This is a genomic window from Ruegeria sp. CK3 (genome assembly GCF_056536565.1).
The window spans coordinates 26,022-49,404 of sequence record NZ_JBQFPV010000015.1 but is presented as its reverse complement, the minus strand read 5'-3'; the positions used below and the strand labels follow the sequence as shown (position 1 = coordinate 49,404).

Below are 23,383 nucleotides of genomic sequence, written 5' to 3'. Positions count from 1 at the left end.
AGCCTAAAGCGCGGCTTTCAGCCCGTTTACAAGTTCATCCATTTCCGGATCCAGCTTCATCGAGGCTGCTTTGCGCCGGTGCCATTCGACCGCCCGCGCATGCAGATCGCCCAAAACCGGGTCAGATTTCAACTCATCCGCCAGCTTGTTGCTTTGCGGGGCGTAGCGCTCGATCGAGGTGTCTTTTTCGTCGTTGAGGTTGAACCTGTCCCAGTATTCCATACCCAGCACGTGGTGGCTGTGGTTCGCCCGCCCACGCGCGCGTTTGATCAGAAAACTCTCCATCGAACGCAACGCGTAGTGGTTGACCTGCGCGTGGGTAAACAAAGGCGGGTTCTCGGTGCGGGCGCCATCAACGACGTAGTCCGCGCCGCCGGGCAGAACACGCTTCGTGTCCGAGACATGCTCATCTAGCGACACCGGCGCATGCAGGCCCATCCGCTTGAATTTATGCTGGTTGGTGTAGAGAGACTTGACGAATTTACCGGTTTTGGGCCGTTCCTCTGCGTCCCATTCAAGCTCGCCCATGGTGAATTGCTGGGTGACGGGCGCGTCGTCGAACCGCTCGATATGGTCCGGGCCGAAGACCCGCCAAGGGACCGAGATTACATCCGCATCCGCACCAGACCCTTCGACCAGCGCGCGGGCCGAGCCATCGCCCATATGGATATTCAGGTACTCATCCACATCGCAGACAAAGACCCATTTGGCATCCATCACGATGTCGTAGCGACGCGAGGCCTGCCGCAGGGCCGAACGGTGAATGCCGCCGCTGCGAATGATCGTGTTGTGCTGGGTGACCAGCCCCATCTCTTGCAGGCGCAGAAGGATTTCGACGGTGGGGTCGGTGCAGTCATTCGTGCAGACCAGAATGTGGTCAAAGCCCAGCGTTTTGTAGTGCGCCACCCAATCAATGATGTAGGGGCCTTCGTTTTTCATCGTGGAGACGACTGTATAAGTCTCATTGCTCATGACTGTCTGCTCGCTTGCCTGCTTTGGCGCTTGGGTCTTGTCTATGCGGCGCAAAACGGGATGCACCAAGGTCACGCCCGGCCAACTATTCGCGCCTGCTGCGTAATCTGGCGGTACCCAAGCGCGGCGCAAGACCTTAGGATCAAGAAAACGACGCGTGTGCCAAAATACACGCAGGCACAAGGATACGCGGATGGCACGCACGCGCGAGGTTGGCACGTTATGGATCGGTGGCCCGCTCAGTTGGCTTGAACAGCTGTGCCTGAAATCCTTTGTGGACAAAGGGCAGAAGATCACCCTGTTTTCCTACGAGGATATCCCCAACGTCCCTGATGGTGTGATCCGCCGCGACGGGCGCGAGATCATAGATACCGACGATTTCATCAAATACGAACAGAAGAACTCATTCGCGCTGTTTGCTGATTGGTTCCGGCTGCACATGATCCAGAAATGCCCCGGCATGATCTGGATCGACACGGATGTCTTCTGCCACCGTCCTATGACCTATGACAGCGACTATGTCTTTGGCTATGAGCTGCCGGACTCACCTCGGATCAACAACGCGGTGCTGGGCATACCCGCTGACAGCGAGCTGCTGCGCCAGATGCTGGACTTCACCGAGGATCGCTATTCCATCGCGCCGTTCCTGCCGAAGGCGAAACAGCGCGCCATGCAGCAGGCGGCGGAAAGCGGCAACCCGGTTCACATTTCGCAGCAGCCATGGGGTGTCTGGGGGCCGATGATGGTAACACATTTTGTTCACGCGTTGGGTTTGGAGCACCACGCCCTGCCGGTCAGCGCCTTCTACCCGGTCACCTTCCCCGAGCGCTACAAGTTCATGCGTCGTGTGGCGTTGGCCAAGCAGCTGATTACCGAAGACACCACGGCACTTCATTTGTGGGCCTCCAACAAGCGCCAGTTGGGCAACCATCACAACGGCCTGCCGCCCAAAGGCACGTATCTTGCCAAACTTGTGGCAGAGACGGGTATCAACCCGGTCCTCGCGCCGATCAAAGGGCGCGGGCACACGGTGTTTGACGGAGCGCTGATTGATGAGGTCGACCTGACCGAGGTCCGCTCGGTCGCGGATCTGACCGGCAAGGCGCGGAGCTTTGTTCTTGCGCTGCATCACAAGTTCGATTGCGACGTCAAGCTGGTCGACGTCAACCGTCGCGGCAAGTTCAAACCCGAAGAGGAGCCTTGGATTGAAAACTACGTCGCCTTTCTGACTGATCATGAGGTCGACCCGGACCGGATCGAAATCATCACCGCTGAGGACCGGCTGAAGCCGGTGGATGTGCTGTGCAATCTCGAAGGATTTGGCGATCGCTACAAGGTGCCGTTCCTTGAGAAATTCCTGACTCGGATGCTGCATTCCGACACGCGGCTGTTCATGGATATCCGCAAAGGCTCGGGCGCGTTTCCATTCCTTAAGGCGTTTGGGACCAATGAAAAGATCGCCACGCATGAGGTTGACGGGCACGAGGTCACCCGCGTGAAGGTTCTGCCAAAACCGCCAGAACCCACCGATGCGGAAAGCAGCTGGGCGCGGATCGCGACGGATCTTGCAGGCAAGGACGGCTGGTATCGTCCCGGCGAGAACGGGCATTCACTGCTTTATATGCCACGGTCCAAGGACACTCTTGTGGTGACCTTCGACAATCTGGACGTGGCGATGAACAACCGTAAAGACCGTCGCCCATGGGGATATTCCTTCATCAAAGAGCAGAACTGGTCGATGCTTTCGGCCATCGCGGGCGGCTGGACCTGGTATCGTGAACCCTGGGTTTATGACCAATTCGATGAGTTGAAGCAAAGCGGTTTCTTCCAGCAGTTTCAGCGTGTTGTCTTTTATGGGGCCTCGATGGGCGGCTATGCGGCCTGCGCCTTTTCTCCGGCAGCGCCGGGCTGCGATGTGGTTGCGATCTCACCGCAAAGCACGGTCGACAAGTCCGTTGTCCCGTGGGAGACGCGCTATAAAACCGTGTGGGATCGGGACTTTACCGGCCATTATGGCGATGCCGCGCAGGTCAGTCAGGCGGCGCGACGGGTGTCGATCCTCTATGATCCCTATGAGCCGCTGGATGCGGGCCACGCGGCGCGGTTCACGAACGCCAACGTCTCGCATCTGCGCGCGCCGCTGTTGGGGCATCGGTTGGGGTCGTCTCTGCTGCAGATGGGAATCTTGCACCCGATCATTCTGGGGGCGTTGAACGGCACCCTGACTGAGGCTGAGTTCTACACCCTTCTGCGCGCCCGCAGACAATTCCCGCGCTACCAGCGAGAGCTGTTCAATCGCGCGGTCAAGAAAGGGCACAAGGACCTCGCCCGCCGACTTGGCGCACATATCCTGAAACAAAACCCCAACCGGGCCGTGCGGCTGGGGTTGAAAGAATTGGGCTAGACGAGGCCGCTAGGCGCGTTTTTCGCCGATGGTCGCAACGCCCAGAATATCCAGAACCTTGGCTTCGATCTGCTCGGCATTCATGCCCGCCACCGCGTACATGTCCGCCGGGCTGGCCTGATCAATGAAGATGTCGGGCAAGACCATCGAGCGGTATTTGAACCCGCTATCAAACACCCCTTCGTCGGCCAAGAGCTGCGCGACGTGGCTGCCGAAGCCGCCAACGGCCCCTTCTTCGATGGTGATCAGCGCCTCGTGGTTTTCGACCAGATCGAGGATCAGATCGCGGTCCAGCGGCTTGGCAAAGCGCGCGTCCGCTATTGTCGGAGTGATGCCGCGTGCCGACAAGGCCTCAGCTGCTTTCTGAACCTCGGCCAGACGGGTGCCGAAGGATAACAAAGCCACGCGTGCGCCTTTCTGTATCAACCGGCCTTTGCCGATTTCAAGAACTTCGCCCCGTTCGGGTAGATCAACGCCAACGCCCTCACCTCGGGGATAGCGGAACGCAATTGGGCCATCATCATGGGCTGCGGCGGTGGCCACCATATGCATCAGCTCGGCCTCATCCGCGGCGGCCATGACCACCATGCCCGGCAGATTAGCCAAATAGGCGATGTCGAATGACCCGGCATGGGTGGCCCCATCCGCGCCAACAAGCCCTGCGCGATCGATGGCAAAGCGCACCGGCAGGCGCTGGATCGCCACGTCATGCACAACCTGATCATACCCGCGCTGCAGGAACGTCGAATACATCGCGCAGAAGGGTTTCATCCCGCCTGCAGCCAGCGCGGCACTGAAGGTCACGCCATGCTGCTCCGCAATCGCCACGTCAAAACAGCGAGAGGGGTAGCGTTCCGCAAACAGGTTCAATCCGGTACCATCGGGCATGGCGGCAGTGACGGCGACGATCTTGTCATCTCGCGCAGCTTCTTCCACCAACGTTTTGCCGAAGACCGAAGTATAGGACGGCGCGTTTGAGGGTGCTTTTTTCTGTTCACCCGTGACCACATCGAACTTGGCGGTTGCGTGGCCCTTGTCGCGGGCCTGCTCAGCCGGGGCGTAGCCCTTGCCCTTTTTGGTCAGCACGTGGATCAGGATCGGCCCCGTGGCCCGTGCCTTGACGGTGCGCAGAACCGGCAGCAACTGGTCCATGTCATGCCCGTCAATCGGGCCGAGGTAAGAGAACCCGAGCTCTTCGAACAAGGTCCCGCCAACAGCCATCCCTTTGAGCATCTCTTTCGCGCGTTTGGCTCCTTCGCGGAAGGGCTCGGGCAGCAGAGAGACCGCGCCTTTGGCGGCGGCTTTCAACTCGTGAAACGGTTCCTCGGCGTAGATGCGCGACAGGTAGGTCGACAGAGCGCCGACGGGTGGCGCGATGCTCATCTCGTTGTCGTTCAGGATCACGATCAGGCGCTTTCGCAGGTGGCCTGCGTTGTTCATCGCCTCAAACGCCATGCCCGCAGACATCGAGCCATCGCCGATCACCGCAATCGCATCGCCCAGCCCTTCTGGGGTTACCCCGCCCAGATCGCGGGCGACGGCAAAGCCCAATGCGGCACTGATCGAAGTGCTGGAATGCGCCGCACCAAACGGGTCATAGGGGCTTTCACTGCGTTTGGTGAAGCCGCTGAGGCCATCCTTCATGCGCAAGGTACGGATACGGTCGCGGCGTTCGGTCAGGATCTTATGCGGATAGCACTGATGCCCGACATCCCAAATAATCTTGTCGCGTGGTGTGTCGAAGACTGCGTGCAACGCCGTCGTCAACTCAACCACACCAAGGCCCGCGCCCAGATGCCCGCCGGTGACCGACACGGCCGAGATCGTCTCGGCCCGCAATTCCTGCGCTAGCTGATGCAGTTGCGCGTCCGAGAACTGCTTCAGATCCGCAGGGCGGTTCACAAGGTCCAGCAGTGGCGTATTCGGACGGTCAGACATTTGGCGCGTTCCTGGCTTAGCTGTCCCGGGCAATAACGAAGCGAGCAGCGTCCTTCAAGGTTTCAGCCTTGGCCCCATACCCATCCAGCGCGGCGCAGGCTTCGCCCACCAGCTCTGCTGCACGGGTTTTGGCTGCATCCAGCCCCAGAAGCGAAACAAAGGTTGCCTTGCCCGCATCTGCATCTTTTTGCAGCCGTTTTCCGGCCTTTTCGGCATCGCCCTCGATATCCAAGATGTCATCGGCGATTTGAAAAGCAAGCCCAAGGGCTTGGGCATATTGGCGCAACGGGGTCGGATCGGCTTGCGCCAACCGAGCGCCCGCACAGGCGGACCATTCGATCAACGCCCCGGTTTTACCCGCTTGCAGCCGCGTGATTTCGCCCAGCGACAGCGGGTCAGAGGCCGTTTCAGCCGCAATATCCAGTGCCTGACCGAGAACCATGCCCTGCGCCCCACTTGCCTTGGCCAGAGTCATCGCCAGTTCGGCGCGAATCTCGGGCTTGCCGACTTCGGGCCGTGTGCAAAGCTCAAACGCCAGGGTCTGCAAAGCATCCCCGGCCAGAACGGCAGTGCCTTCGTCCCATTTCACGTGAACCGTTGGGCGCCCGCGTCGCAGGTCATCGTCATCCATACAGGGCAGGTCATCATGGACGAGAGAATAGGCGTGCAACGCCTCAATCGCGGTCGCGGGCCAGATCGCCTGCGAGGCACTAACGCCATGCAGGCGCGCGCTTTCCAGAACCAGAAACCCCCGCAGACGCTTTCCGCCATCGGTGGCGTAGGCCATGGCCCGCGTCACATCCAGATCGTCAAGCGCCCCCAGCACCAGGTCAAAATAGTTCTGAACCCGCGCCGCATCCTGCGCCAGCCTGTCGCGAAACATTTACTGACCTTCGACTGGAGTCGTCCCGGTTGGCTGCCCGCTGGCGTCCAGTGTGATGGCGGCCACTTTTTCCTCAGCGCGCTTCAACTCATCTTCGCAGCGCTTCTTCAAAGCCGCGCCGCGTTCATAGAGCGCAATCGACTGATCCAGCGCCACGTCACCGCGTTCCAATTGGCCGACTACGGCCTCAAGCTCTTTCATCGCCTGTTCAAACGTCATCTGCTCAACGGGGGTATCGGTCATCGTGCTGCCTTCATCAGTTCTTCCACATGGGCGTGTGTCGCCTCGGCCAATGCGTTCAGATCATACCCGCCTTCGAGAGTCGAGACGATACGGCCCTCACAAACCTCGTCGGCGATCTTGCACAGCTCAGACGTGATCCAGGCGAAGTCGCCCGTGGACCAGTTGAGATTGGCCAGTGGATCGTCCTGATGGGCATCAAAACCGGCCGAGATAATGATCAGTTCGGGCTTGAAGGCTCTCAGGCGCGGGAAGGCCTGCGACTCATAGGCTGCGCGCATCTCAGCCCCACCGCTTGCAGGTGGCAGGGGTATGTTCAGAACCGTGTCGTAAGCCCCGGTTTCATCGGGTCGACCGGAGCCGGGCCACAGGGGCATCTGCTGGCTGGTGATCACAAGCGCGCGTTTTTCGTCCCATAACAGGTCCTGTGTGCCATTGCCGTGGTGCACGTCGAAATCCACCACCGCAACACGGGCCAGCCCGTGATGGTCCAGCGCATGTTTGGCACCCAAAGCGGCATTGCCGAACAGGCAAAACCCCATCGCCTTGTCGGTTTCCGCGTGATGACCCGGCGGACGAATGGCGCAGAACGCATTCGGGACCTCGCCAGACAGCACCAGATCCACCGCCCGAACAACGGCCCCAGCGCCGCGATACGCGGCATCGACCGACCCCGGAGACATAAACGTATCCCCATCAATCTGCGTAAACCCTTCGGCAGGCCGCGTGGCCCGGATATCGCGGATATAGTCCTCAGGGTGAACCCGCAGCAAATCGTCATCCGCCACCATCGGAGCGGTCCTGCGGTCCAGGTCCAATGCCTCCAGCGCATGTAGTATATGCTCTAGCCGCGCCACCCGCTCAGGATGGCCATCGGGGGTGACATGGCCCAGACAATCTGCATGGGTCAACAAGGCCGTCTTCATCGGGATCCTCTCTTCATCTGGCTAAAAGTATCCTCGCCGAAGGCATAAGATCGCCGCGCAGCGGCCCGGTCAATCCGGTGCCAGCATATACCCTGCTCCGCGAACGGTTTGCAGGTATCGAGGCTGCTTGGGGTCCTGTTCGATCTTGCGGCGCAACCGCGTGATCTGCACGTCGACGGCCCGCTCCTGCGCCTGCCCCTTGTCGCGTCCCAGATCCTCAACCAGTTTTGCCCGGCTGATCGGCTCCCCCGGTTTGGCCGAGAAGATCTTCATCAACTGGCTTTCAGTTGCGGTCAGACGCACCGGATCCTCACCCTGCCACATCTCTCCCCGCTCGATGTCATAGCGGATCGGGCCAAGGGTCAAGATTTTCGCTGCCGCATCCTGAGCAGGAGCTTCGGGCATCCGCCGCAGAATGGCGTTGATGCGCAGCAACAGCTCTTTCGGCTCAAACGGTTTGGCCAAATAGTCATCGGCCCCGGCCTCAAGCCCAGCAATCCGATGCTCGGTCTCGCCACGCGCCGTCAGCAAAAGGATCGGAGTGCTGTGGGTCTCGCGCAGCGCTTTGGTCAGGCTCACGCCATCCTCACCGGGCATCATCACATCCAGAACGATCATGTCGAAGTCTAGCCCGGACAGCACCCGACGCGCATGCGCCGCGTCGCGCGCGGCGGTCACCAGAAACCCGTTCCGCATCAGAAACTTCTTCAGCAGGTCTCGAATGCGCTCGTCATCGTCGACGATCAGCAGGTGGGCATCCATATCGCTCATGAGGTCGTATCCCGCAACTTCTTGTAAGCATGACGCATATCAGCATCCATCATTGCTTCAAGTACTTTGCGAAAACCGGCCACGGCCTCGGGGCCTGCATCCTTGTAAGCGGCCCGCATGCGCGCGCGTTGGGCGTCGGACAATGTTGCCTCAAGCGCGCGGCCTTTTTCCGTCAGAAACAGATGCCGCTCGCGCTTGTCCACGGTCCCAACGCGGCTTTCGACCATACCGTCTTCGATCAGCGTCCGCAGCACACGGTTCAGGGATTGTTTCGTCACGCCCAGAATGGCCAGCAGGTTGTTGACCGTCGTCCCGGGGGCGCGGTTGATGAAGTGGATCGCCCGGTGATGCGCCCGCCCGTAAGACATGTCCGCGAGGATACGATCCGGATCCGCCGTAAACCCCCGATAGGCGAAAAACATCGCCTCAATCCCCTGCCGCAACTGCTCATCGGTTAGGAATAACAGGCTTTCGCCCCCATATATCGGGGCGGGGCGGATTTCGGACATATCATGCCTCATGCGTTACTCGGTCTACAGTTTAAGTCAGCCTTATTGACATTCCAAGGGCAGACAGGTATCGAATCGCAGTTTTTGCGCAAGATTGTGTCCGCTCCGGTCCTAACTAGCGCAACATTCGCAAATTCAACCCGGTTCAGGAGGTTTCGCATGGCGGGGTATGATGATCGTGATGGCACCATCTGGTTGGATGGCAAGCTGGTCCCATGGCGCGAGGCCAATGTCCACATCCTGACACATGCGATGCACTACGCCTCGTCCGTGTTCGAGGGCGAGCGCGCCTATAACGGCAAGATCTTCAAAAGCCGGGAACATTCCGAACGTCTGATCGCCTCGGCCGAGGCGCTGGACATGCCGATGCCCTACGATGTGGATCAGATCGAGGCCGCCAAGGAAGAGGCCCTGAAAGCCAGCGGCCTGAAGGACGCCTATGTCCGCGCGCTGGTCTGGCGTGGTTCGGGCGAGGATATGGGCGTGGCCTCGGCCAAGAACCCCGTGCGGATGGCTGTCGCCGTCTGGCCGTGGGGGGCCTACTACGGCGACGCCAAGATGCAAGGTGCCAAGCTGGACATCGCCGAATGGAAACGCCCCAGCCCTGAGACCATTCCGGTTCACGCCAAGGCGGCGGGCCTCTACATGATCTGCACCATCTCCAAGCACAAGGCCGAGGCTAAGGGCTGCTCGGATGCGCTGTTCATGGATTGGCGCGGTTATGTGGCCGAGGCCACCGGGGCCAACGTCTTCTTCGTCAAGGATGGTGAGGTCCACACTCCGCTGGCGGATTGCTTCCTGAACGGCATCACCCGCCAGACCGTCATCCAGATGCTGAAAGACAAGGGCATTACCGTGCATGAGCGCCGCATCAAGCCCGAGGAAATGGCTGATTTCGAGCAATGCTGGCTGACTGGCACGGCGGCCGAGGTCACTCCGGTCGGGCAGATTGGCGACTACACCTTTGAAGTGGGCGATCTGACCCGCGAAATCGCGGAAGACTACGAGAAACTCGTCCGCTCCTGATAAGACCTGAAACCCCTGCTTCGGCGGGGGTTTTTGTTACAGATCGTGCAGAGTGTCTTGCAGATCGTTCAACAGCATGGACCTTGGTGTGCTGCGCTGTATCTTTGCCCTATGTTGGACCTTCTCAGCGATATCCTCACCCGCCTGTCCCTACGCGGCACGTTCTATTTCCGGACCTCCTTCACCCCGCCTTTCGGGATTCAGGTGCCCGGCTTTGAAAACGTGGCCCGGTTTCATTTCGTCCAGCGCGGAGAACTGAAGGTCCACATCCCGGCAACCGGCGAGACCGTGCGTCTGAAACAGGGCGACCTGATCGTGATCCCGCATGGTGCGCAACATGTGCTGCTGTGCAATGAGGTCAGGCCATTTGACGCCTTGCCATTGGAACAGGTGCTCGACATTGCGGGCTATACCGGTGACGGCGTTCTGGTCTATGGCGGCGCGGACGAAGAACGCGATACCCAACTGATCTGCGGACATTTTTCGTTCACAGGACCAGCTGGCCGGAATGGCACCGGTCATATGCTGATCGACCGGCTACCGCCCTACATCCTGATTCAGAATTACGGAGAAGAAGCGGGATCGTGGATCGAGGCCACCCTGCGCATGATCGGCTCAGAAGTGTCCGGCGCGCGGATTGGCGGCGACCTGATTGCTCTGAAACTGTCCGAAGTTCTGTTCGCACAGGCGATCCGGGCCTATCTGGAACATCAAAGCCCCGACGATGACGCCTTGGCCGGATTTGCCGATCCGCGAATCTCGCGCGCTTTGACTGCATTCCACCAAGCCCCCGCGCAGGAGTGGAGCGTGGCCAGCCTTGCCAATGAGGCCGCGATGTCGCGCACGGCCTTTGCCCAACTTTTTGCTGAGAAGATGGGAACCACGCCGATGCAATATCTGACGGACTGGAGGATGCAGATTGCTTGCCACGGTCTGACCGAGGGGCGTTGGAACGTGGCCGACGCCGCAGCCGAGGCCGGTTATGCCTCTGAGGCGGCATTTTCGCGGGTGTTCAAGAAACAGGTCGGAGTGTCTCCGGCCGCTTATCGCGAGATGCACTGATCCACCAATACTTCTGAACGATCTGCAATGTTTTGAAAACGATCTGGGCTGCTGCGTTCCCAAGGCAGGTCCTATTCTTGATCTGTCTCTGATTGAGGAAAGGAAATCCAGATGTCCCTCCGTTTTGTCACCCGCAATATTCACGCCTATCTCGACTATCCCGTTGCCATTGCACTGATGGTGCTGCCCTTTGTGCTTGGACTGGGCCAATCCAATCCGCTGGCGCTGTGGCTGTCCGTTGTCACCGGCGTTGCTGCTTTCGTCCTGACGGTACTCACCGACCATCACCTGGGGATCTGGCGGGTGCTGCCTTACAAACTGCATCTAGCCGTGGATCTGGCCGTTGGCGTGACCTTCCTGCTGGCCCCCAGCTTGCTCGGCTTTTCGGGAATCGACGCGCTGTTCTACTGGCTGAACGGGGCCGCTGTTGTCGCTGTGATCTCGCTCAGCGCGCCTGAACAAACCGCAGCGGCCTGAATCCAACCTGCATCTCACTGCTCAAAGCCGCGCTGTCCTGTGCGGCTTTTCCTTTATTAGGGTCTGTTTTTCTGGGTAAAACAGGCCCGCTGACTTGCTCCGTTGTTTTTCCTTGCAAAAACCGACAAAAACAGTCAGAAAAAAGCAACGCCAGATGAACCGATCAAGCACAAGGTTCCGGGGCGGTCTGTGGGCTCAGCAAGTTCAATCGTGATGGCCTGCCACCGTTCCGGGAACGACCGAGGGCACCGATGCGTACCAGATTTGAAGAGCTGCTATCCGACCCGTGTTGCGCGTCCTGCGATTGCGACGCACTAGCCTCGGATGTTGAGGCCTATCTGGATCGCAAAACCTGCGACGCAGAAAAATGCCGAGAGCTGAAACAGCAGCCCTCGGACGAATTTGTCAGAGAAACACCCAAAGGGGCGCGTGGTTAGTAGTCCACGCCGCGCTGGGCTTTGATTCCGACCTTGAAAGGGTGCTTTTCTTCGGTCATCTCGGTGACCAGATCGGCATAGTCCCGCAGTTCTTGCGGGGCATCACGTCCCGTCAGGAATACGCTGGTCTTGTCGGAGCGGCCATTCAACCCCTCAATCACACGTTCAACCGACAGGTATTCGTAGCGCAGTGCGATGTTGATCTCATCCAGCACGACCAGATCGTAGTCCCCGCTGGCCATCAGGTCGCAGGCCTTGTCGAACGCGGCGGTGGCGGCGGCGATGTCGCGCTCACGATCCTGAGTGTCCCAGGTGAAGCCTTCGCCCATCGTGTGCCATGTCACCAGATCGCGTTCTTCGAAAAAGCGCCGCTCGCCGGTTTTCCACTTGCCCTTGATGAACTGTACAACGGCAACCTTTTGGCCCCAGCCAAGCGCACGGATGACCACGCCAAAAGCGGCCGAGGATTTGCCCTTGCCCTTGCCGGTATTGATCAGCACCAGGCCACGGTCAGGGTCGACCGCTTCGGACACTTTTTTGCGGTGCTTGGCCTGCACCTCTTGCATCTTTTCCTTGTGGTCTTGTGCGTCACTCATGTTGGGCCCTCATTGATTGTTGCGCTCAAACTAAGCGAAGTTGGCGAAAGGTAAAGTCACGGTTTGTGGTCGGTCAGAGACCGCGCCTTGCCGCGCTCCAACCCCAGCTGATGTTCGCGCCAAACCACGACCACATTGCCGGCGATCACCAGTGCCGCACCAAGCAAGATCGCCAGCGTCGGCAGCTCATCGAACCAGAAATAACTGATCGCAATGGCGAACAGCATGGTGGTGTAGTCATAAGGTGCCAGCATCGATGCCTGACCAAACCGATAGGACGAGGTCACAAGGATCTGCGCAACCCCACCGATCAGGCCAACAACGACCAATAACAGAGCCTGATCCAGTGTCGGCATGGTCCAACCCCAAAACACGGTCAGCGATGAAAGCAGCGTCGCCGTGATCGAGAAATAGAACACGATGGCGGCGGGGTGGTCGACCTTGACCAATTGCCGGATATGAATTTGCACAAAGGCCCGCGCGATGGTTGCAGCCAGAACGCAAAGGGCGCCAATCGTTGCCGCCACTTCCATCTCGGTGCTGCCAAGCCGGGGCCAGAGCATGATCAGAACCCCGACAAGCCCCAGCATCACCGCACCGATGCGGATCATGCGGATGCGCTCGCCCAACAAAATGGCGGCTAGGACGAGGGTGAAAATCGGGGTCGCGTAGCCGATGGCCGTGACCTCGGGCAAAGGCAGTAGGCTGAGGCCGGTAAAGGTCAAACCCATTGCGCTGGTGCCCAGAACGCCACGCCAGAAATGGCCCATGGGTTTCTTGACGACAAAGCCCTGCGACAGCTCTCCGCGCCAGATCAGCCAGGCGATGATGACGGGAATCGCCAGGAGCGACCGGAAAAAGACCAACTCACCCGGTGGAAAATCTTCGGACAACGCTTTGACCAAGGCCGACATCAAGGTGAACAGCATCAAGGCGGTCAATTTCAGGCCCACAGCAAGAGCGGGGCGGTGCGATGTCAAGGATTGTGCCATTGGCCGGGAACCTGCGCTTTTGGCGCGGAAAGATCAACGACGGGATTGTACCAATTAGGTTGTTTCCCATGGCGCGGGCACGGGGTGGCCGATTTCATCCGCGAAGGCCCTGAGGAATTCAAGCATCTGCGCCCTGCGTTCTTGTGCCAGAGCATAGCCGGCTTCGGTCAGCATGTCGTCGGGCAGGCTCAGCAGTTTCACTTTCCAGTGGTCGATCGAGAAATTCAGGTCGTCCAGATCGCGCGCCTTGGCAAAGGGATCCTCGGGGTCGTAGAGATCACGGCCCAATGCACCAGCCACCGCAAAGGTGCGCGCAATACCGATCGCCCCCAGCGCATCAAGCCGGTCCGCATCTCGCAGGATCCGGGCTTCGGATGTGCGGGGCGGGATGTTGGCTGAGAAGCTGTGGGCCTCAATCGCGTGTTGGGTGGCTTGGATTTGCGCGTCAGAAAAGCCAAATTCCTTTAGAATAGACTCTGATTCCTGAGCGGATTGGCATGAGGCCAAGTGGCGGTTCGGGTCGTTCTTTGGCAGATTAATCAGATCATGCAGATAGCTGGCAGCCAGCAACACAGCCATGTCCGCCTGATCATCCGCAATCGCCTGAGCATTCCGCCAGACCCGATCCAGATGGGCCAGATCATGTGCAGGATCGGTTTGCATACGCTGCGCGACGATGCCGCGCAGGCGCGTGCGCAGATCAGCCAATATGTCCACGGTTCTCACCAATCTGGCCTCGGTGCAGCAGCAGATGGTCGAGGATCACGCAGGCCATCATTGCCTCCCCCACAGGCACAGCGCGGATACCGACGCAAGGGTCGTGGCGGCCTTTGGTGATGATCTCGGTTTCCTTACCCGATTTGGTGATCGTCTTGCGCGTGGTCAGGATGGATGAGGTCGGCTTTACCGCAAACCGCACCACGACGTCCTGTCCGGTGGAGATTCCGCCCAGAATTCCGCCCGCGTGGTTCGAGCTGTACTGAGGGCCGTTCTGGCCCATGAAGATCTCATCAGCATTGGCCTCGCCAGTCAGCTCAGCTGCGGTCATGCCCTCGCCGATCTCGACGCCCTTGACGGCGTTGATCGACATCATCGCTGCGGCCAGATCAGTGTCTAACTTGGCGTATATCGGTGCGCCCAGCCCGGCGGGGACGCCACGCGCGACGACTTCAACGATCGCACCGACCGAGTTGCCGGATTTGCGCAGGTCGTCCAGATAGACGGCCCAGTCTTCGGCGGCTTGGGCGTCAGGCGTCCAGAAGGGGTTCTGTTCGATCTGCGACCAGTCGAAATTGGCGCGGTCGAATTTGTGCGGGCCGATCTGGGTCATGTAGCCGGTGATCTGCACATTGGGTGCGATCTGTTTGATCGCTTCACGCGCCAGCCCTCCAGCCGCAACGCGCGAGGCGGTTTCGCGGGCCGAGCTGCGCCCTCCGCCGCGATAGTCGCGGATGCCGTATTTCTGCCAGTAGGTGATATCGGCATGTCCCGGGCGGAACTTCTCCATGATATCACCGTAGTCTTTCGAGCGCTGGTCGGTGTTCTCGATCATCAGCTGAACGGGCGTGCCGGTGGTTTGGCCTTCGAACACGCCAGAGAGGATTTTGACCTGATCAGGTTCGCGCCGCTGGGTGGTAAACTTGTTTTGCCCCGGTTTGCGTTTGTCCAGCCAGTGCTGGATCATCGCCTCGTCGATCTGCACGCCGGGAGGGCAGCCGTCTACCGTAGCGCCCAAGGCGGGCCCGTGGCTTTCGCCCCAGGTGGTGACGCGGAAGAGGTGTCCAAAGCTGTTCATCGACATGGGGCGGGCTCCTTTGCGGGGTTGTGATTAGCGGGGAGAGCCTTTGGCCTCAAGTGGATTTGCGTTTGAAATGGGGGAGGGGGCTCTGCCCCCGCCGCGCAAGCACGCCTCCCCGAGGTATTTTCAAACAGAAGAAGGATCAGGTTGCGTTGATCGCCTGACGGGTTTTCGTGATGTTGAGGGCGGCGTTGGCGGCCTCGCGCCCTTTTTGCACGAAGTGGTCGCGGTAGATGGCGTTGTGGTGGTCGGTTTCCTGATATTGATGTGGGGTCAGCGAGACCGACAGGACCGGGACGCCGGTGCCGAGGCTTGCGCGCATCAGGCCGTCAACCACGGCCTGGGCCACGAAATCGTGCCGGTAGATGCCTCCATCAACCACGAACGCGGCACAGGCGACAGCCGCATATTGGCCGGTTTGGGCCAGATCGCGTGCGATCAGGGGCATTTCAAACGCGCCGGGGACGTCGAACACGTCAACCTGATCGGTGGGGATGAGTTCCAGAAACCCCTCGAGCGCGCGGTCGACGATATCGGAATGCCAGTTGGCTTTGATAAAAGCATAGCGGGTGTGTGTCATCATCATCTCCTTAGCAAAACAGACACTTCACCCAAGGCGATCACGAGCAGACACGCCGTATCACCGACGCATCTGGCACGTTCTCTTTCATCCGGACTTTAACCGTCGGCTCTGGCTTTTCACCAGATCTGCTGACACCCCTTCGTAAACACGGCGAGGCCGCTCGCGGGCTTGCGGGTCAACGCCCGCATACCGCCGGTAGGGAATTTCACCCCGCCCTGAGAACGAGGCGGACCTTGCATAGATTGGGCCTCCTCTGCAAGAGATTTGGCAGGAGGAGTCTCATGCACCCGAATCCCGCCTTTCGCGCTGAAGAGATCAGCCGACATATCGCCTTTGCCCGTGATCGCGCCTTTGGCGTTTTGGCCATGTCGACGGATGCCGCGCCTTTGATCAGCCACGTGCCATTTCTGTTGTCCGAAGATGGCGCGGTGGCGGAGCTGCACCTTGTCCGGTCGAATCCGATTGTCCGGCTTTTGAAGACGCCGCAGGCAGCGCGAATCGCGGTTTCTGGTCCGGACAGCTATGTGTCGCCCGATTGGTATGAGGTGAGCGATCAGGTGCCGACATGGAACTATGTCGCCGTTCACCTAACCGGCATTCTGGAATTGCGCCCGGCGGAGGAGATGCGGGATTTGTTGGATCGGCAGTCGGCGTTTTTTGAAGGCCGGCTGCGCCCGAAGCCGCCCTGGCACAGCAGCAAGATGGATGGCGACGCGCTGGAGCGGATGATGCGGATGATTCTGCCCTGCCGGATGCAGGTCGAGGACATTCAGGGCACTTGGAAGCTGAACCAGAACAAGCCCGATGACGTTCGGATGCGGGCTGCAGAGCAGGTCGGGAGTTTTGGAATGGGCTCGGAGGTGCAGGCCCTACAGGAGTTGATGCGCGCTGTAGAGCCCTCGGGGAAATGACGGCTTTTGTTTTCTGCACCCTGTTGTAAGGTCGGCCCAAACAAAGGAGTGCGCGCATGAAACTCTATCACAGTCTGACTTCGCCCTATGTCCGTAAAGTCATGGTTTTGTTGCATGAAACAGAACAGCTAGAGGATGTTGAGTTGGAAACCGTGGCGGGTACGCCAGTGGCCCCGGCCGCGCCCTTGATTGGCAAGGCACCTTTGACAAAGGTTCCGGCCCTGGAGCGGCCCGACGGCCCGACCCTGTTCGACAGTCGCGTGATCTGCGCCTTTCTGGATGACCGCGCCGGGGGCCAGCTTTACCCCGAAAGTGCGCGGCGCTGGGATGTTCTCACGCTTGAGGCGCTTGCAGATGGCATCCTGGATGCCGCGCTGTTGATGACCTATGAAAGCCGGCTGCGTCCCGAAGACAAGCAATGGGATGAGTGGGTGGATTCGCAGTGGGTCAAGGTCGAGCGCGCCTGTGCCGTCCTGAACCAGCGTTGGATGGCACATCTGTCGGGTCCGCTGGACATGGGACAGGTGGCCGTGGGCTGTGCGCTGGGTTATCTGGATCTGCGCCATGACGCGCGGGGCTGGCGCAAGGGCAATGATGCCCTCGCAACCTGGTTTGCCGAGTTTGACGCGCGTCCGAGCATGGTCGCTACGCGCCCGGTGACGTAAACTTTACTGGCTGAACGTCGCCAGATAGGCGGCAATGTCGTCCGCGCCTTTCTTGAGCTTCACGCTCATATTAGGGCGGGCGGTATCGTCCTGCAGGAACTCTTTGATGAACCCGATCGGGTCTTCGGAGTATGCGGCGATGTTTTCCTCGGTCCAGACCAGACCTGCGTCACCGGCGCGGATCATGTCGTCGGTGAACATGCCGATGGGTAGGCGTTCGCTGCCATAGCGATAGTCGTTCTCGGATCCGGCGGTGCGGCCCACAACCCCGTATAGGTTGGGGCCTGTGATGCCGCCTTTGACCAGAACCTCGCCATCCTTGATGATCGCGTGGCAGGCCGAACAGCGGTTGTAGAGTTTTTCGCCTTTGGCGGGGTCTCCGGCCGCGGTGGCTTGGGTCGAAATAGAAATCGTTAACAGAACGGCGGCCAAGTGGGTCTTTGACATGGGGTGTCTCCTGATCGGCGTTCGCGCGAAACCGGGCATCAGGTATTCGCGCAATAAGTGCAACAGGAAACATGCCCGTTCGGCACGCGAAAAATCGTCTATTTCAGGCATATGATTTGTTGCTGAACAAACCCGGTTTCGTATGTCGGATTTTTCAGGTTTTCGCACCAATGCGACCCGCTTGTGCTGTCGGCCCAGGTTCGCTGGTCCCGGTCAGATCGCGGTCATAGGGCGCGAATCAAATGGGGCTGATTCGACGCGCCGTTGAAACATGAGGGCGAGAAACATCAAAAAGACTGCCCCGCGCGATGATAAATTACGCAGATGCGGCGTATTGCGCATTCAACACCGCTGGACGAATACTATTCTGCTCGGTAGAGAATTCCGCTAAGACCCGGCATCCATGCCGGGTTCCAGCTATTGGCCCGTTCGCACGGGCGCTAGACAATCGGAGAAAACCTCGTGTCCCACGTAGAAGACCACGAAGGCACCCGCAGAGATTTCCTGTACTACGTCGCGGGCGGCGCAGGGGTCGTAGCGACCGGTGCTGCGGTATGGCCTATGATCAATCAGATGAACCCGTCGGCGGATGTGCAGGCTCTGTCCTCGATCCGTACGGATGTAAGCGGTGTTGAGCCGGGTACACAGCTGACGGTCAAGTGGCTGGGTAAACCGGTCTTCATCCGTCACCGCACCGGCGCTGAAATCGCCGAAGCGCAGCAGCAGGACGAAGAAGCGGTAGGTAACCTACCTGACCCGCTGGCCCGGAACTTCAATATCAACGCAGATGCACCCGCGACCGACGCCAACCGCGTCATGCCATCGCCTGAAGGCGAGGCAGAGGGCGCGTGGATCGTTCAGATGGGCGTTTGTACCCACCTGGGCTGTGTGCCTCTGGGTGATGCAGGCGACTTTGGCGGTTGGTTCTGCCCCTGCCACGGCTCGCACTACGATCTGGCAGGCCGGATCCGCAAAGGCCCCGCGCCTGAGAACCTGCCGATCCCACCGGTCGAGTGGGTCGACGCTTCAACCATCAAACTCGGCTAAGGGAGACCCAACTTATGTCCGGCATTCCCCACGATCACTACGAGCCGAAGTCAAACGGCGAAAAGTGGCTGCACAGCCGCCTGCCTATCGTCGGCCTGATGTACGACACCCTGATGATTCCCACACCCAAGAACCTGAACTGGATGTGGATCTGGGGCATCGTTCTGGCCTTCTGCCTGGTGCTGCAAATCGTTACCGGCATCATGCTGGTTATGCACTACACGCCGCATGTCGATCTGGCCTTCGCCAGCGTCGAACACATCATGCGTAACGTGAATGGCGGTTACTTCATCCGCTACCTGCACATGAACGGCGCATCGCTGTTCTTTGTCGCGGTCTACATTCACATGTTCCGTGGTCTCTACTACGGCTCCTACAAAGCCCCGCGTGAGATCACGTGGATCATCGGTATGCTGATCTACCTGATGATGATGGGCACCGCCTTCATGGGTTACGTTCTGCCCTGGGGTCAGATGTCCTTCTGGGGTGCGACCGTGATCACCGGCCTGTTTGGTGCGATACCGTTTGTGGGGGATGCGCTGCAGACATGGTTGCTTGGCGGACCCGCAGTGGATAACGCCACGCTGAACCGCTTCTTCTCGCTGCACTATCTGCTGCCGTTCATCATTGCGGCGCTGGTTATCGTGCATATCTGGGCCTTCCACACCACCGGCAACAACAACCCTACGGGTGTTGAGGTTCGTCGGGGCTCAAAGGCCGAGGCCGAGAAAGACACGCTGCCCTTCTGGCCGTATTTCGTGATCAAGGATCTGTTCGCTCTTGCGGTCATCCTGGTCGTGTTCTGGGCCATAGTGGGCTTTATGCCGAACTATCTGGGCCACCCCGATAACTATATCGAGGCCAACCCGCTCGTGACACCTGCACATATCGTGCCCGAATGGTACTTCCTGCCGTTCTACGCGATCCTGCGCGCCTTCACCGGCGAGGTTTGGGTTGTTCAGTTCGCCAGCTTCATCACCGGCGGCATCATTGATGCGAAATTCTTCGGTGTTCTGGCGATGTTCGGTGCGATCCTGGCCATGGCGCTGGCGCCTTGGCTGGACACCTCGACCGTGCGTTCGGGTCGGTATCGTCCGATGTTCAAATGGTGGTTCTACCTGCTGATCATCGACTTCTTTGCCCTGATGTGGCTGGGTGCGATGCCTGCGGAAGAGCCCTACGCGACTTTCTCGCTGATCGCCTCTGCGTACTGGTTTGCGTATTTCCTCGTAATCCTGCCGCTGCTTGGCGTGATCGAGAAACCTCTGGCCCCGCCTGAGACCATCGAAGAAGACTTCAACGCGCATTATGGCAAGGCTGACGCCGACGCCACGCCGGCCGAGTAAGAAGAGGGACCGGAAACATGTTCAAGAAACTTGCAATCGGCGCTGCGTTTGCCCTGGCCCTTACCCCTGCCGCCTCTTTTGCGGCAGGCGACTATGACACTCATATCGAGGATTTCGACTTCTCGTTTGAGGGTCCGTTTGGAACTTGGGATCAGAACCAGCTGCAACGCGGACTTCAGGTCTATACCGAAGTCTGCGCGGCCTGCCACGGCCTGCAATACGTTCCTCTGCGCGATCTGGAAGCGCTGGGTTACAGTGAAGAGCAGGTAATCACTTACGCGGCGGACAATTTCGAGGTTTTCGACCCCGAGTTGGACGATTTCCGCCCGGCAATCCCGACCGACCACTTCCCGGCGAACAACGGAGTTGGCGCGCCGGACCTGAGCCTGATGGCAAAAGCCCGCGCGGGCTTCCACGGCCCTTATGGTCTGGGCATCAACCAGCTGGTCAAGGGCATGGGCGGCGCGGAATATATCGCTTCTCTGCTGGACGGCTACACTGGTGAAGAGAAAGAAGAGGCAGGCACCATCCTGTACGAAAACAAGGCCTTCCCCGGAGGCTGGATTTCGATGGGACCGCCGCTGTCCGAAGATCAGGTTGAATTCGCCGATGGCCACGCGGCCACTGTCGAAGCCATGTCCGAAGACGTTGCAGCCTTCCTGATGTGGGCCGCTGAACCCAAGCTGACGGACCGTAAGAACGCCGGTTTTGTCGGCGTAATCTTCCTGACCGTCCTGTCGGTGCTGCTGTATCTGGTCAACAAGCGCCTGTGGGCACCGCACAAAGGCAAGCTGCGCGAGCAGTAAAGCTTTTGAGCTTTTGAAATTGAAGACCCCCGCGCCTTTCAGGTCGCGGGGGTTTTTCTTTTTGATGGGGCAAATGGGCCAGCCCCTCTTGGCCTGCGGCCAATTCACCCCGAGGTATTTTTGGCCAGATGAAGAGCGGATCAGGCTTGTAGCTGGGTCGCAGTTTGTCCGGTGATCGTCGCGGTGACGATTTGACCTTCGGGATGGGGGGTGTCGAAACTGACTTCAGTGAATTGTTCGGTGCGGCCCATATGCGGGTTTTCCATGAGGATGTGATGGGTTTGACCGATCTGTGCTGAGAGGTGCTTGGCGACCTGCGCCTCTCCGGCTGTGCGCAGGCGGGCGGCGCGGTCCTTGATGATCTTGCCGTTGACCTGCTGTGGGATTCGCGCCGCTGGCGTGCCTTCGCGCTTGGAGTAGGGGAAGACATGCAGCCAGGTCAGGTTGCAGTCCGTGACCAGCTTGAGGGAGTTTTCAAAATGCGCCTCGGTTTCCGTGGGGAAGCCAGCGATGATGTCGGCACCAAAGGTCATGTCGGGCCGCAGGCTGCGCGCCTCTTCGGTGAAACGGATGGCGTCATCGCGCAGGTGGCGGCGTTTCATCCGCTTCAGGATCAGGTCGTCGCCATGCTGCAGGGACAGGTGCAGATGCGGCATCAGTCGAGGCTCGGTCGCGATGGCCTGCATCAGGTTTTCGTCCACCTCGATCGAATCGATTGAGCTGATGCGCAGGCGCGGCAGATCGGGCACGAGTTTCAGAATGCGCATGACCAGATCGCCCAGTTTGGGCTGTGCAGGCAGGTCAGCGCCCCATGAGGTCAGATCAACGCCGGTGAGGACAACCTCGTTATAGCCTTTGTCGACCAGCCGCTTGATCTGATCCACGACCACACCAGCTGGCACGCTGCGCGAGTTCCCGCGGCCGTAGGGGATAATGCAGAAGGTGCAGCGATGATCACAGCCATTCTGGACCTGCACATAGGCGCGTGAGCGGGTGCCGAACCCGTCAATCAGATGCCCTGCTGTTTCGGTGACCGACATGATGTCATCGACCTGAACGGTTTCGGTCTCGCCGATGAAATCAGCCGCCATGCCTTTCCAGGTGTCTGGCTGCATCTTTTCGGTATTGCCGATCACCGCATCAACCTCGTCCATGGCCGAGAAGGTCTGCGGTTCCGTCTGCGCGGCGCATCCGGTCACGATCAGGCGCGCGTTAGGGTTCTCGCGGCGCAGCTTGCGAATCTCTTGCCGGGCCTTGCGAACCGCCTCGGCCGTAACGGCGCAGGTGTTCACGATCACCGCATCTTGCAGACCCGCTTGCTGAGACAGCTCTTTCATCGCCTCAGTCTCATAGGCGTTCAGACGACAGCCCAGAGTGGTGAATTTGGGGGCGCTCATCCCAGTGACCTCAAAAATCCCGGGGTCAGAGTGCCCGAGAACACATGGCAGGTGGGTCCGGTCATCCAGACGCCATCATCGCGCCAGTCGATCCAGATTGTGCCGCCGTCCAGCTCGATCTGCACCTTGCGCCCCGTCAGACCGCGCCGGGCCGCGGCGACGGCTGTGGCGCAGGACGAAGACCCTGAGGCCAGCGTGATGCCCACGCCACGCTCCCAGACGCGCATGCGGATGTGGTCCGGTCCAATCACCTGCGCCACCTGCACATTGGTGCGTTCAGGGTAAAGGGGGTGGTGTTCGTAGCGCGAGCCGAAGTCGGCCAGGGGAATCGCTTCAGCGTCGTCCACGAAAAACGTGCAATGGGGGTTGCCCATGCCTGTTGCCGAGGGTGCGCCCTCAATCGGGAGTTCCAGCGTGTCCATCTCTTCGGCCAGCGGTATGTCCTGCCAACCTAGCTGGGGCTGCCCCATATTGACCGAGGTCAGGCTGTTGCCTGCATCCCGCGCGTACAATGTGCCGCGTTCGGTCGTCAGAGTCAGGTCTGTTTTGCCGCTCTCTTCCATCAGGAAACGGGCGATACACCGTGTGGCGTTCCCGCAAGCGGCCGAGGTCGACCCGTCTGCGTTGTAGAACACGAGATGAGCGTCAGCCGCTCCGTTTTCGATCACGGCCAACTGATCGAATCCCACACCAAACTGGCGGTGCCCGATTCCCTTTGCCAATGCAGCGCTGATCGACGTCGCCTGCGTACGCGCGTCGACAATAACGAAGTCATTGCCCAGCCCGTGCATCTTCATGAAGGGCAAACCGGTATCGAGTCTCTGTTGCATGGCGGGCATATAACGTTGGTCCTGCGATGAATCCACCCTGCGGTGACGATTCCTGAAAAAAGGGCTTGACCCCCCTGCGCCACCTGCCTAATTAGGCCGCCTATCGGGTCGCCGGAAACACTGATTACCCTGGCGAAACGAGGTGCAAAATAAGGTCTTGAACCCGGTTGGGAAAATGCCTTAAAGAGCGCCACGGATCATAAAGATCCAGACAAAAGAGTGGGCCGTTAGCTCAGTTGGTAGAGCAACTGACTTTTAATCAGTGGGTCGCAGGTTCGAATCCTGCACGGCTCACCACTTTTTCCAGTTTAAAAACAGAG

Annotated in this window: 25 protein-coding genes, 1 tRNA gene and 1 riboswitch; of the genes, 11 read left to right on the top strand and 15 right to left on the bottom strand. The window is 59.5% G+C overall.

What is annotated here, in order from left to right:
• Window positions 1-3 precede the first annotated feature (3 nt).
• Entirely contained in the window at window positions 4-972 is a 969-nt protein-coding gene (locus tag ACR0C3_RS20985) for a glycosyltransferase family 2 protein (RefSeq protein ID WP_480760352.1), read from the bottom strand.
• 193 nt (window positions 973-1,165) lie between these two features.
• On the opposite strand from ACR0C3_RS20985, the gene ACR0C3_RS20980 reads away from it, so the two are divergent.
• Entirely contained in the window at window positions 1,166-3,376 is a 2,211-nt protein-coding gene (locus ACR0C3_RS20980; protein ID WP_480760351.1) for a glycosyltransferase family 32 protein, read from the top strand.
• A 9-nt stretch (window positions 3,377-3,385) separates the two neighbouring features.
• Here ACR0C3_RS20980 and dxs read toward each other — a convergent pair whose 3' ends face one another.
• The 6 genes from dxs to ACR0C3_RS20950 all read right to left on the bottom strand — a co-directional run bounded on the left by dxs (window position 3,386) and on the right by ACR0C3_RS20950 (window position 8,643).
• Window positions 3,386-5,314 carry a 1-deoxy-D-xylulose-5-phosphate synthase gene (dxs, locus tag ACR0C3_RS20975; protein WP_480760349.1) on the bottom strand — a complete coding sequence of 643 codons (1,929 nt, stop codon included), beginning with the start codon at window positions 5,312-5,314 and terminating at the stop codon, window positions 3,386-3,388.
• Window positions 5,315-5,330: 16 nt separating this feature from the next.
• The gene (locus tag ACR0C3_RS20970) at window positions 5,331-6,197 is read right to left on the bottom strand and encodes a polyprenyl synthetase family protein (RefSeq protein WP_480760348.1); all 867 of its coding nucleotides are present in this window, start codon (window positions 6,195-6,197) and stop codon (window positions 5,331-5,333) included.
• Entirely contained in the window at window positions 6,198-6,440 is a 243-nt protein-coding gene (locus ACR0C3_RS20965; protein ID WP_170484940.1) for an exodeoxyribonuclease VII small subunit, read from the bottom strand. It lies immediately after the preceding gene.
• Complete coding sequence (locus ACR0C3_RS20960) at window positions 6,437-7,363, bottom strand: histone deacetylase family protein (RefSeq protein ID WP_480760347.1); 927 nt, start codon at window positions 7,361-7,363, stop codon at window positions 6,437-6,439. The genes ACR0C3_RS20965 and ACR0C3_RS20960 overlap by 4 nt, the downstream gene beginning before the upstream one ends.
• A gap of 69 nt (window positions 7,364-7,432) precedes the next feature.
• Window positions 7,433-8,134 (bottom strand): response regulator, encoded by a 702-nt coding sequence (locus ACR0C3_RS20955; protein WP_170379735.1) that lies wholly within the window; start codon window positions 8,132-8,134, stop codon window positions 7,433-7,435.
• On the bottom strand, window positions 8,131-8,643 hold the full coding sequence (locus ACR0C3_RS20950) for a MarR family winged helix-turn-helix transcriptional regulator (RefSeq protein ID WP_170661757.1): 513 nt from the start codon (window positions 8,641-8,643) through the stop codon (window positions 8,131-8,133). Before ACR0C3_RS20950 ends, ACR0C3_RS20955 begins: the two co-directional genes overlap by 4 nt.
• 159 nt (window positions 8,644-8,802) lie before the next feature.
• Between ACR0C3_RS20950 and ACR0C3_RS20945 the strand changes: the two genes are divergently transcribed.
• The 4 genes from ACR0C3_RS20945 to ACR0C3_RS20930 all read left to right on the top strand — a co-directional run bounded on the left by ACR0C3_RS20945 (window position 8,803) and on the right by ACR0C3_RS20930 (window position 11,645).
• A complete protein-coding gene (locus tag ACR0C3_RS20945) occupies window positions 8,803-9,669 on the top strand; it encodes a branched-chain amino acid aminotransferase (protein ID WP_170679620.1) in 867 nt (288 codons plus the stop codon).
• Between the two features lie 111 nt (window positions 9,670-9,780).
• Complete coding sequence (locus ACR0C3_RS20940; RefSeq protein WP_480760346.1) at window positions 9,781-10,731, top strand: AraC family transcriptional regulator; 951 nt, start codon at window positions 9,781-9,783, stop codon at window positions 10,729-10,731.
• Between the two features lie 111 nt (window positions 10,732-10,842).
• Complete coding sequence (locus ACR0C3_RS20935; protein ID WP_170459394.1) at window positions 10,843-11,208, top strand: SPW repeat domain-containing protein; 366 nt, start codon at window positions 10,843-10,845, stop codon at window positions 11,206-11,208.
• A gap of 251 nt (window positions 11,209-11,459) precedes the next feature.
• Window positions 11,460-11,645 carry a hypothetical protein gene (locus ACR0C3_RS20930; RefSeq protein WP_480760345.1) on the top strand — a complete coding sequence of 62 codons (186 nt, stop codon included), beginning with the start codon at window positions 11,460-11,462 and terminating at the stop codon, window positions 11,643-11,645.
• Here the strand turns inward: ACR0C3_RS20930 and cobO are convergent.
• From cobO to ACR0C3_RS20905, 5 genes are all read right to left on the bottom strand, one after another.
• Window positions 11,642-12,241, bottom strand: coding sequence for a cob(I)yrinic acid a,c-diamide adenosyltransferase (cobO, locus tag ACR0C3_RS20925; RefSeq protein WP_480760344.1), 600 nt, complete (start codon window positions 12,239-12,241; stop codon window positions 11,642-11,644). The two genes, ACR0C3_RS20930 and cobO, sit on opposite strands and share 4 nt — an antisense overlap.
• A gap of 56 nt (window positions 12,242-12,297) precedes the next feature.
• A complete protein-coding gene (locus ACR0C3_RS20920) occupies window positions 12,298-13,233 on the bottom strand; it encodes a DMT family transporter (protein WP_480760342.1) in 936 nt (311 codons plus the stop codon).
• A gap of 54 nt (window positions 13,234-13,287) precedes the next feature.
• Window positions 13,288-13,950, bottom strand: coding sequence for an HD domain-containing protein (locus ACR0C3_RS20915; RefSeq protein WP_480760341.1), 663 nt, complete (start codon window positions 13,948-13,950; stop codon window positions 13,288-13,290).
• On the bottom strand, window positions 13,934-15,034 hold the full coding sequence (aroC, locus tag ACR0C3_RS20910; protein WP_480760340.1) for a chorismate synthase: 1,101 nt from the start codon (window positions 15,032-15,034) through the stop codon (window positions 13,934-13,936). The genes ACR0C3_RS20915 and aroC overlap by 17 nt, the downstream gene beginning before the upstream one ends.
• Before the next feature lie 139 nt (window positions 15,035-15,173).
• Window positions 15,174-15,611 carry a 6,7-dimethyl-8-ribityllumazine synthase gene (locus tag ACR0C3_RS20905; RefSeq protein WP_480760339.1) on the bottom strand — a complete coding sequence of 146 codons (438 nt, stop codon included), beginning with the start codon at window positions 15,609-15,611 and terminating at the stop codon, window positions 15,174-15,176.
• Window positions 15,612-15,686: 75 nt separating this feature from the next.
• Window positions 15,687-15,841: riboswitch (FMN riboswitch) on the bottom strand.
• A 54-nt stretch (window positions 15,842-15,895) separates the two neighbouring features.
• Here ACR0C3_RS20905 and ACR0C3_RS20900 point away from each other — a divergent pair.
• Both ACR0C3_RS20900 and ACR0C3_RS20895 read left to right on the top strand, forming a co-directional pair.
• Window positions 15,896-16,525 (top strand): FMN-binding negative transcriptional regulator, encoded by a 630-nt coding sequence (locus ACR0C3_RS20900; RefSeq protein WP_480760338.1) that lies wholly within the window; start codon window positions 15,896-15,898, stop codon window positions 16,523-16,525.
• A gap of 56 nt (window positions 16,526-16,581) precedes the next feature.
• A complete protein-coding gene (locus ACR0C3_RS20895; RefSeq protein ID WP_480760337.1) occupies window positions 16,582-17,190 on the top strand; it encodes a glutathione S-transferase in 609 nt (202 codons plus the stop codon).
• Between the two features lie 3 nt (window positions 17,191-17,193).
• Here the strand turns inward: ACR0C3_RS20895 and ACR0C3_RS20890 are convergent, their stop codons facing one another.
• On the bottom strand, window positions 17,194-17,637 hold the full coding sequence (locus tag ACR0C3_RS20890; RefSeq protein ID WP_170679603.1) for a cytochrome c family protein: 444 nt from the start codon (window positions 17,635-17,637) through the stop codon (window positions 17,194-17,196).
• Between the two features lie 462 nt (window positions 17,638-18,099).
• On the opposite strand from ACR0C3_RS20890, the gene petA reads away from it, so the two are divergent.
• Genes petA through ACR0C3_RS20875 form a run of 3 tightly spaced genes read left to right on the top strand, consistent with a single transcriptional unit; the run spans window position 18,100 to window position 20,836 of the window.
• Window positions 18,100-18,684 (top strand): ubiquinol-cytochrome c reductase iron-sulfur subunit, encoded by a 585-nt coding sequence (gene petA / locus ACR0C3_RS20885; RefSeq protein WP_170379708.1) that lies wholly within the window; start codon window positions 18,100-18,102, stop codon window positions 18,682-18,684.
• Between the two features lie 14 nt (window positions 18,685-18,698).
• Window positions 18,699-20,030 (top strand): cytochrome b, encoded by a 1,332-nt coding sequence (gene petB / locus ACR0C3_RS20880; RefSeq protein ID WP_170379706.1) that lies wholly within the window; start codon window positions 18,699-18,701, stop codon window positions 20,028-20,030.
• A gap of 17 nt (window positions 20,031-20,047) precedes the next feature.
• Complete coding sequence (locus ACR0C3_RS20875) at window positions 20,048-20,836, top strand: cytochrome c1 (RefSeq protein ID WP_170644066.1); 789 nt, start codon at window positions 20,048-20,050, stop codon at window positions 20,834-20,836.
• Between the two features lie 140 nt (window positions 20,837-20,976).
• On the opposite strand, the gene mtaB is transcribed toward ACR0C3_RS20875, so the two are convergent.
• Entirely contained in the window at window positions 20,977-22,233 is a 1,257-nt protein-coding gene (mtaB, locus tag ACR0C3_RS20870) for a tRNA (N(6)-L-threonylcarbamoyladenosine(37)-C(2))-methylthiotransferase MtaB (protein ID WP_480760336.1), read from the bottom strand.
• The gene (gene dapF, locus ACR0C3_RS20865) at window positions 22,230-23,072 is read right to left on the bottom strand and encodes a diaminopimelate epimerase (protein WP_480760335.1); all 843 of its coding nucleotides are present in this window, start codon (window positions 23,070-23,072) and stop codon (window positions 22,230-22,232) included. The genes mtaB and dapF overlap by 4 nt, the downstream gene beginning before the upstream one ends.
• 212 nt (window positions 23,073-23,284) lie before the next feature.
• Here dapF and ACR0C3_RS20860 point away from each other — a divergent pair.
• Window positions 23,285-23,360: transfer RNA gene (locus tag ACR0C3_RS20860), tRNA-Lys, on the top strand.
• Window positions 23,361-23,383: the final 23 nt, after the last annotated feature.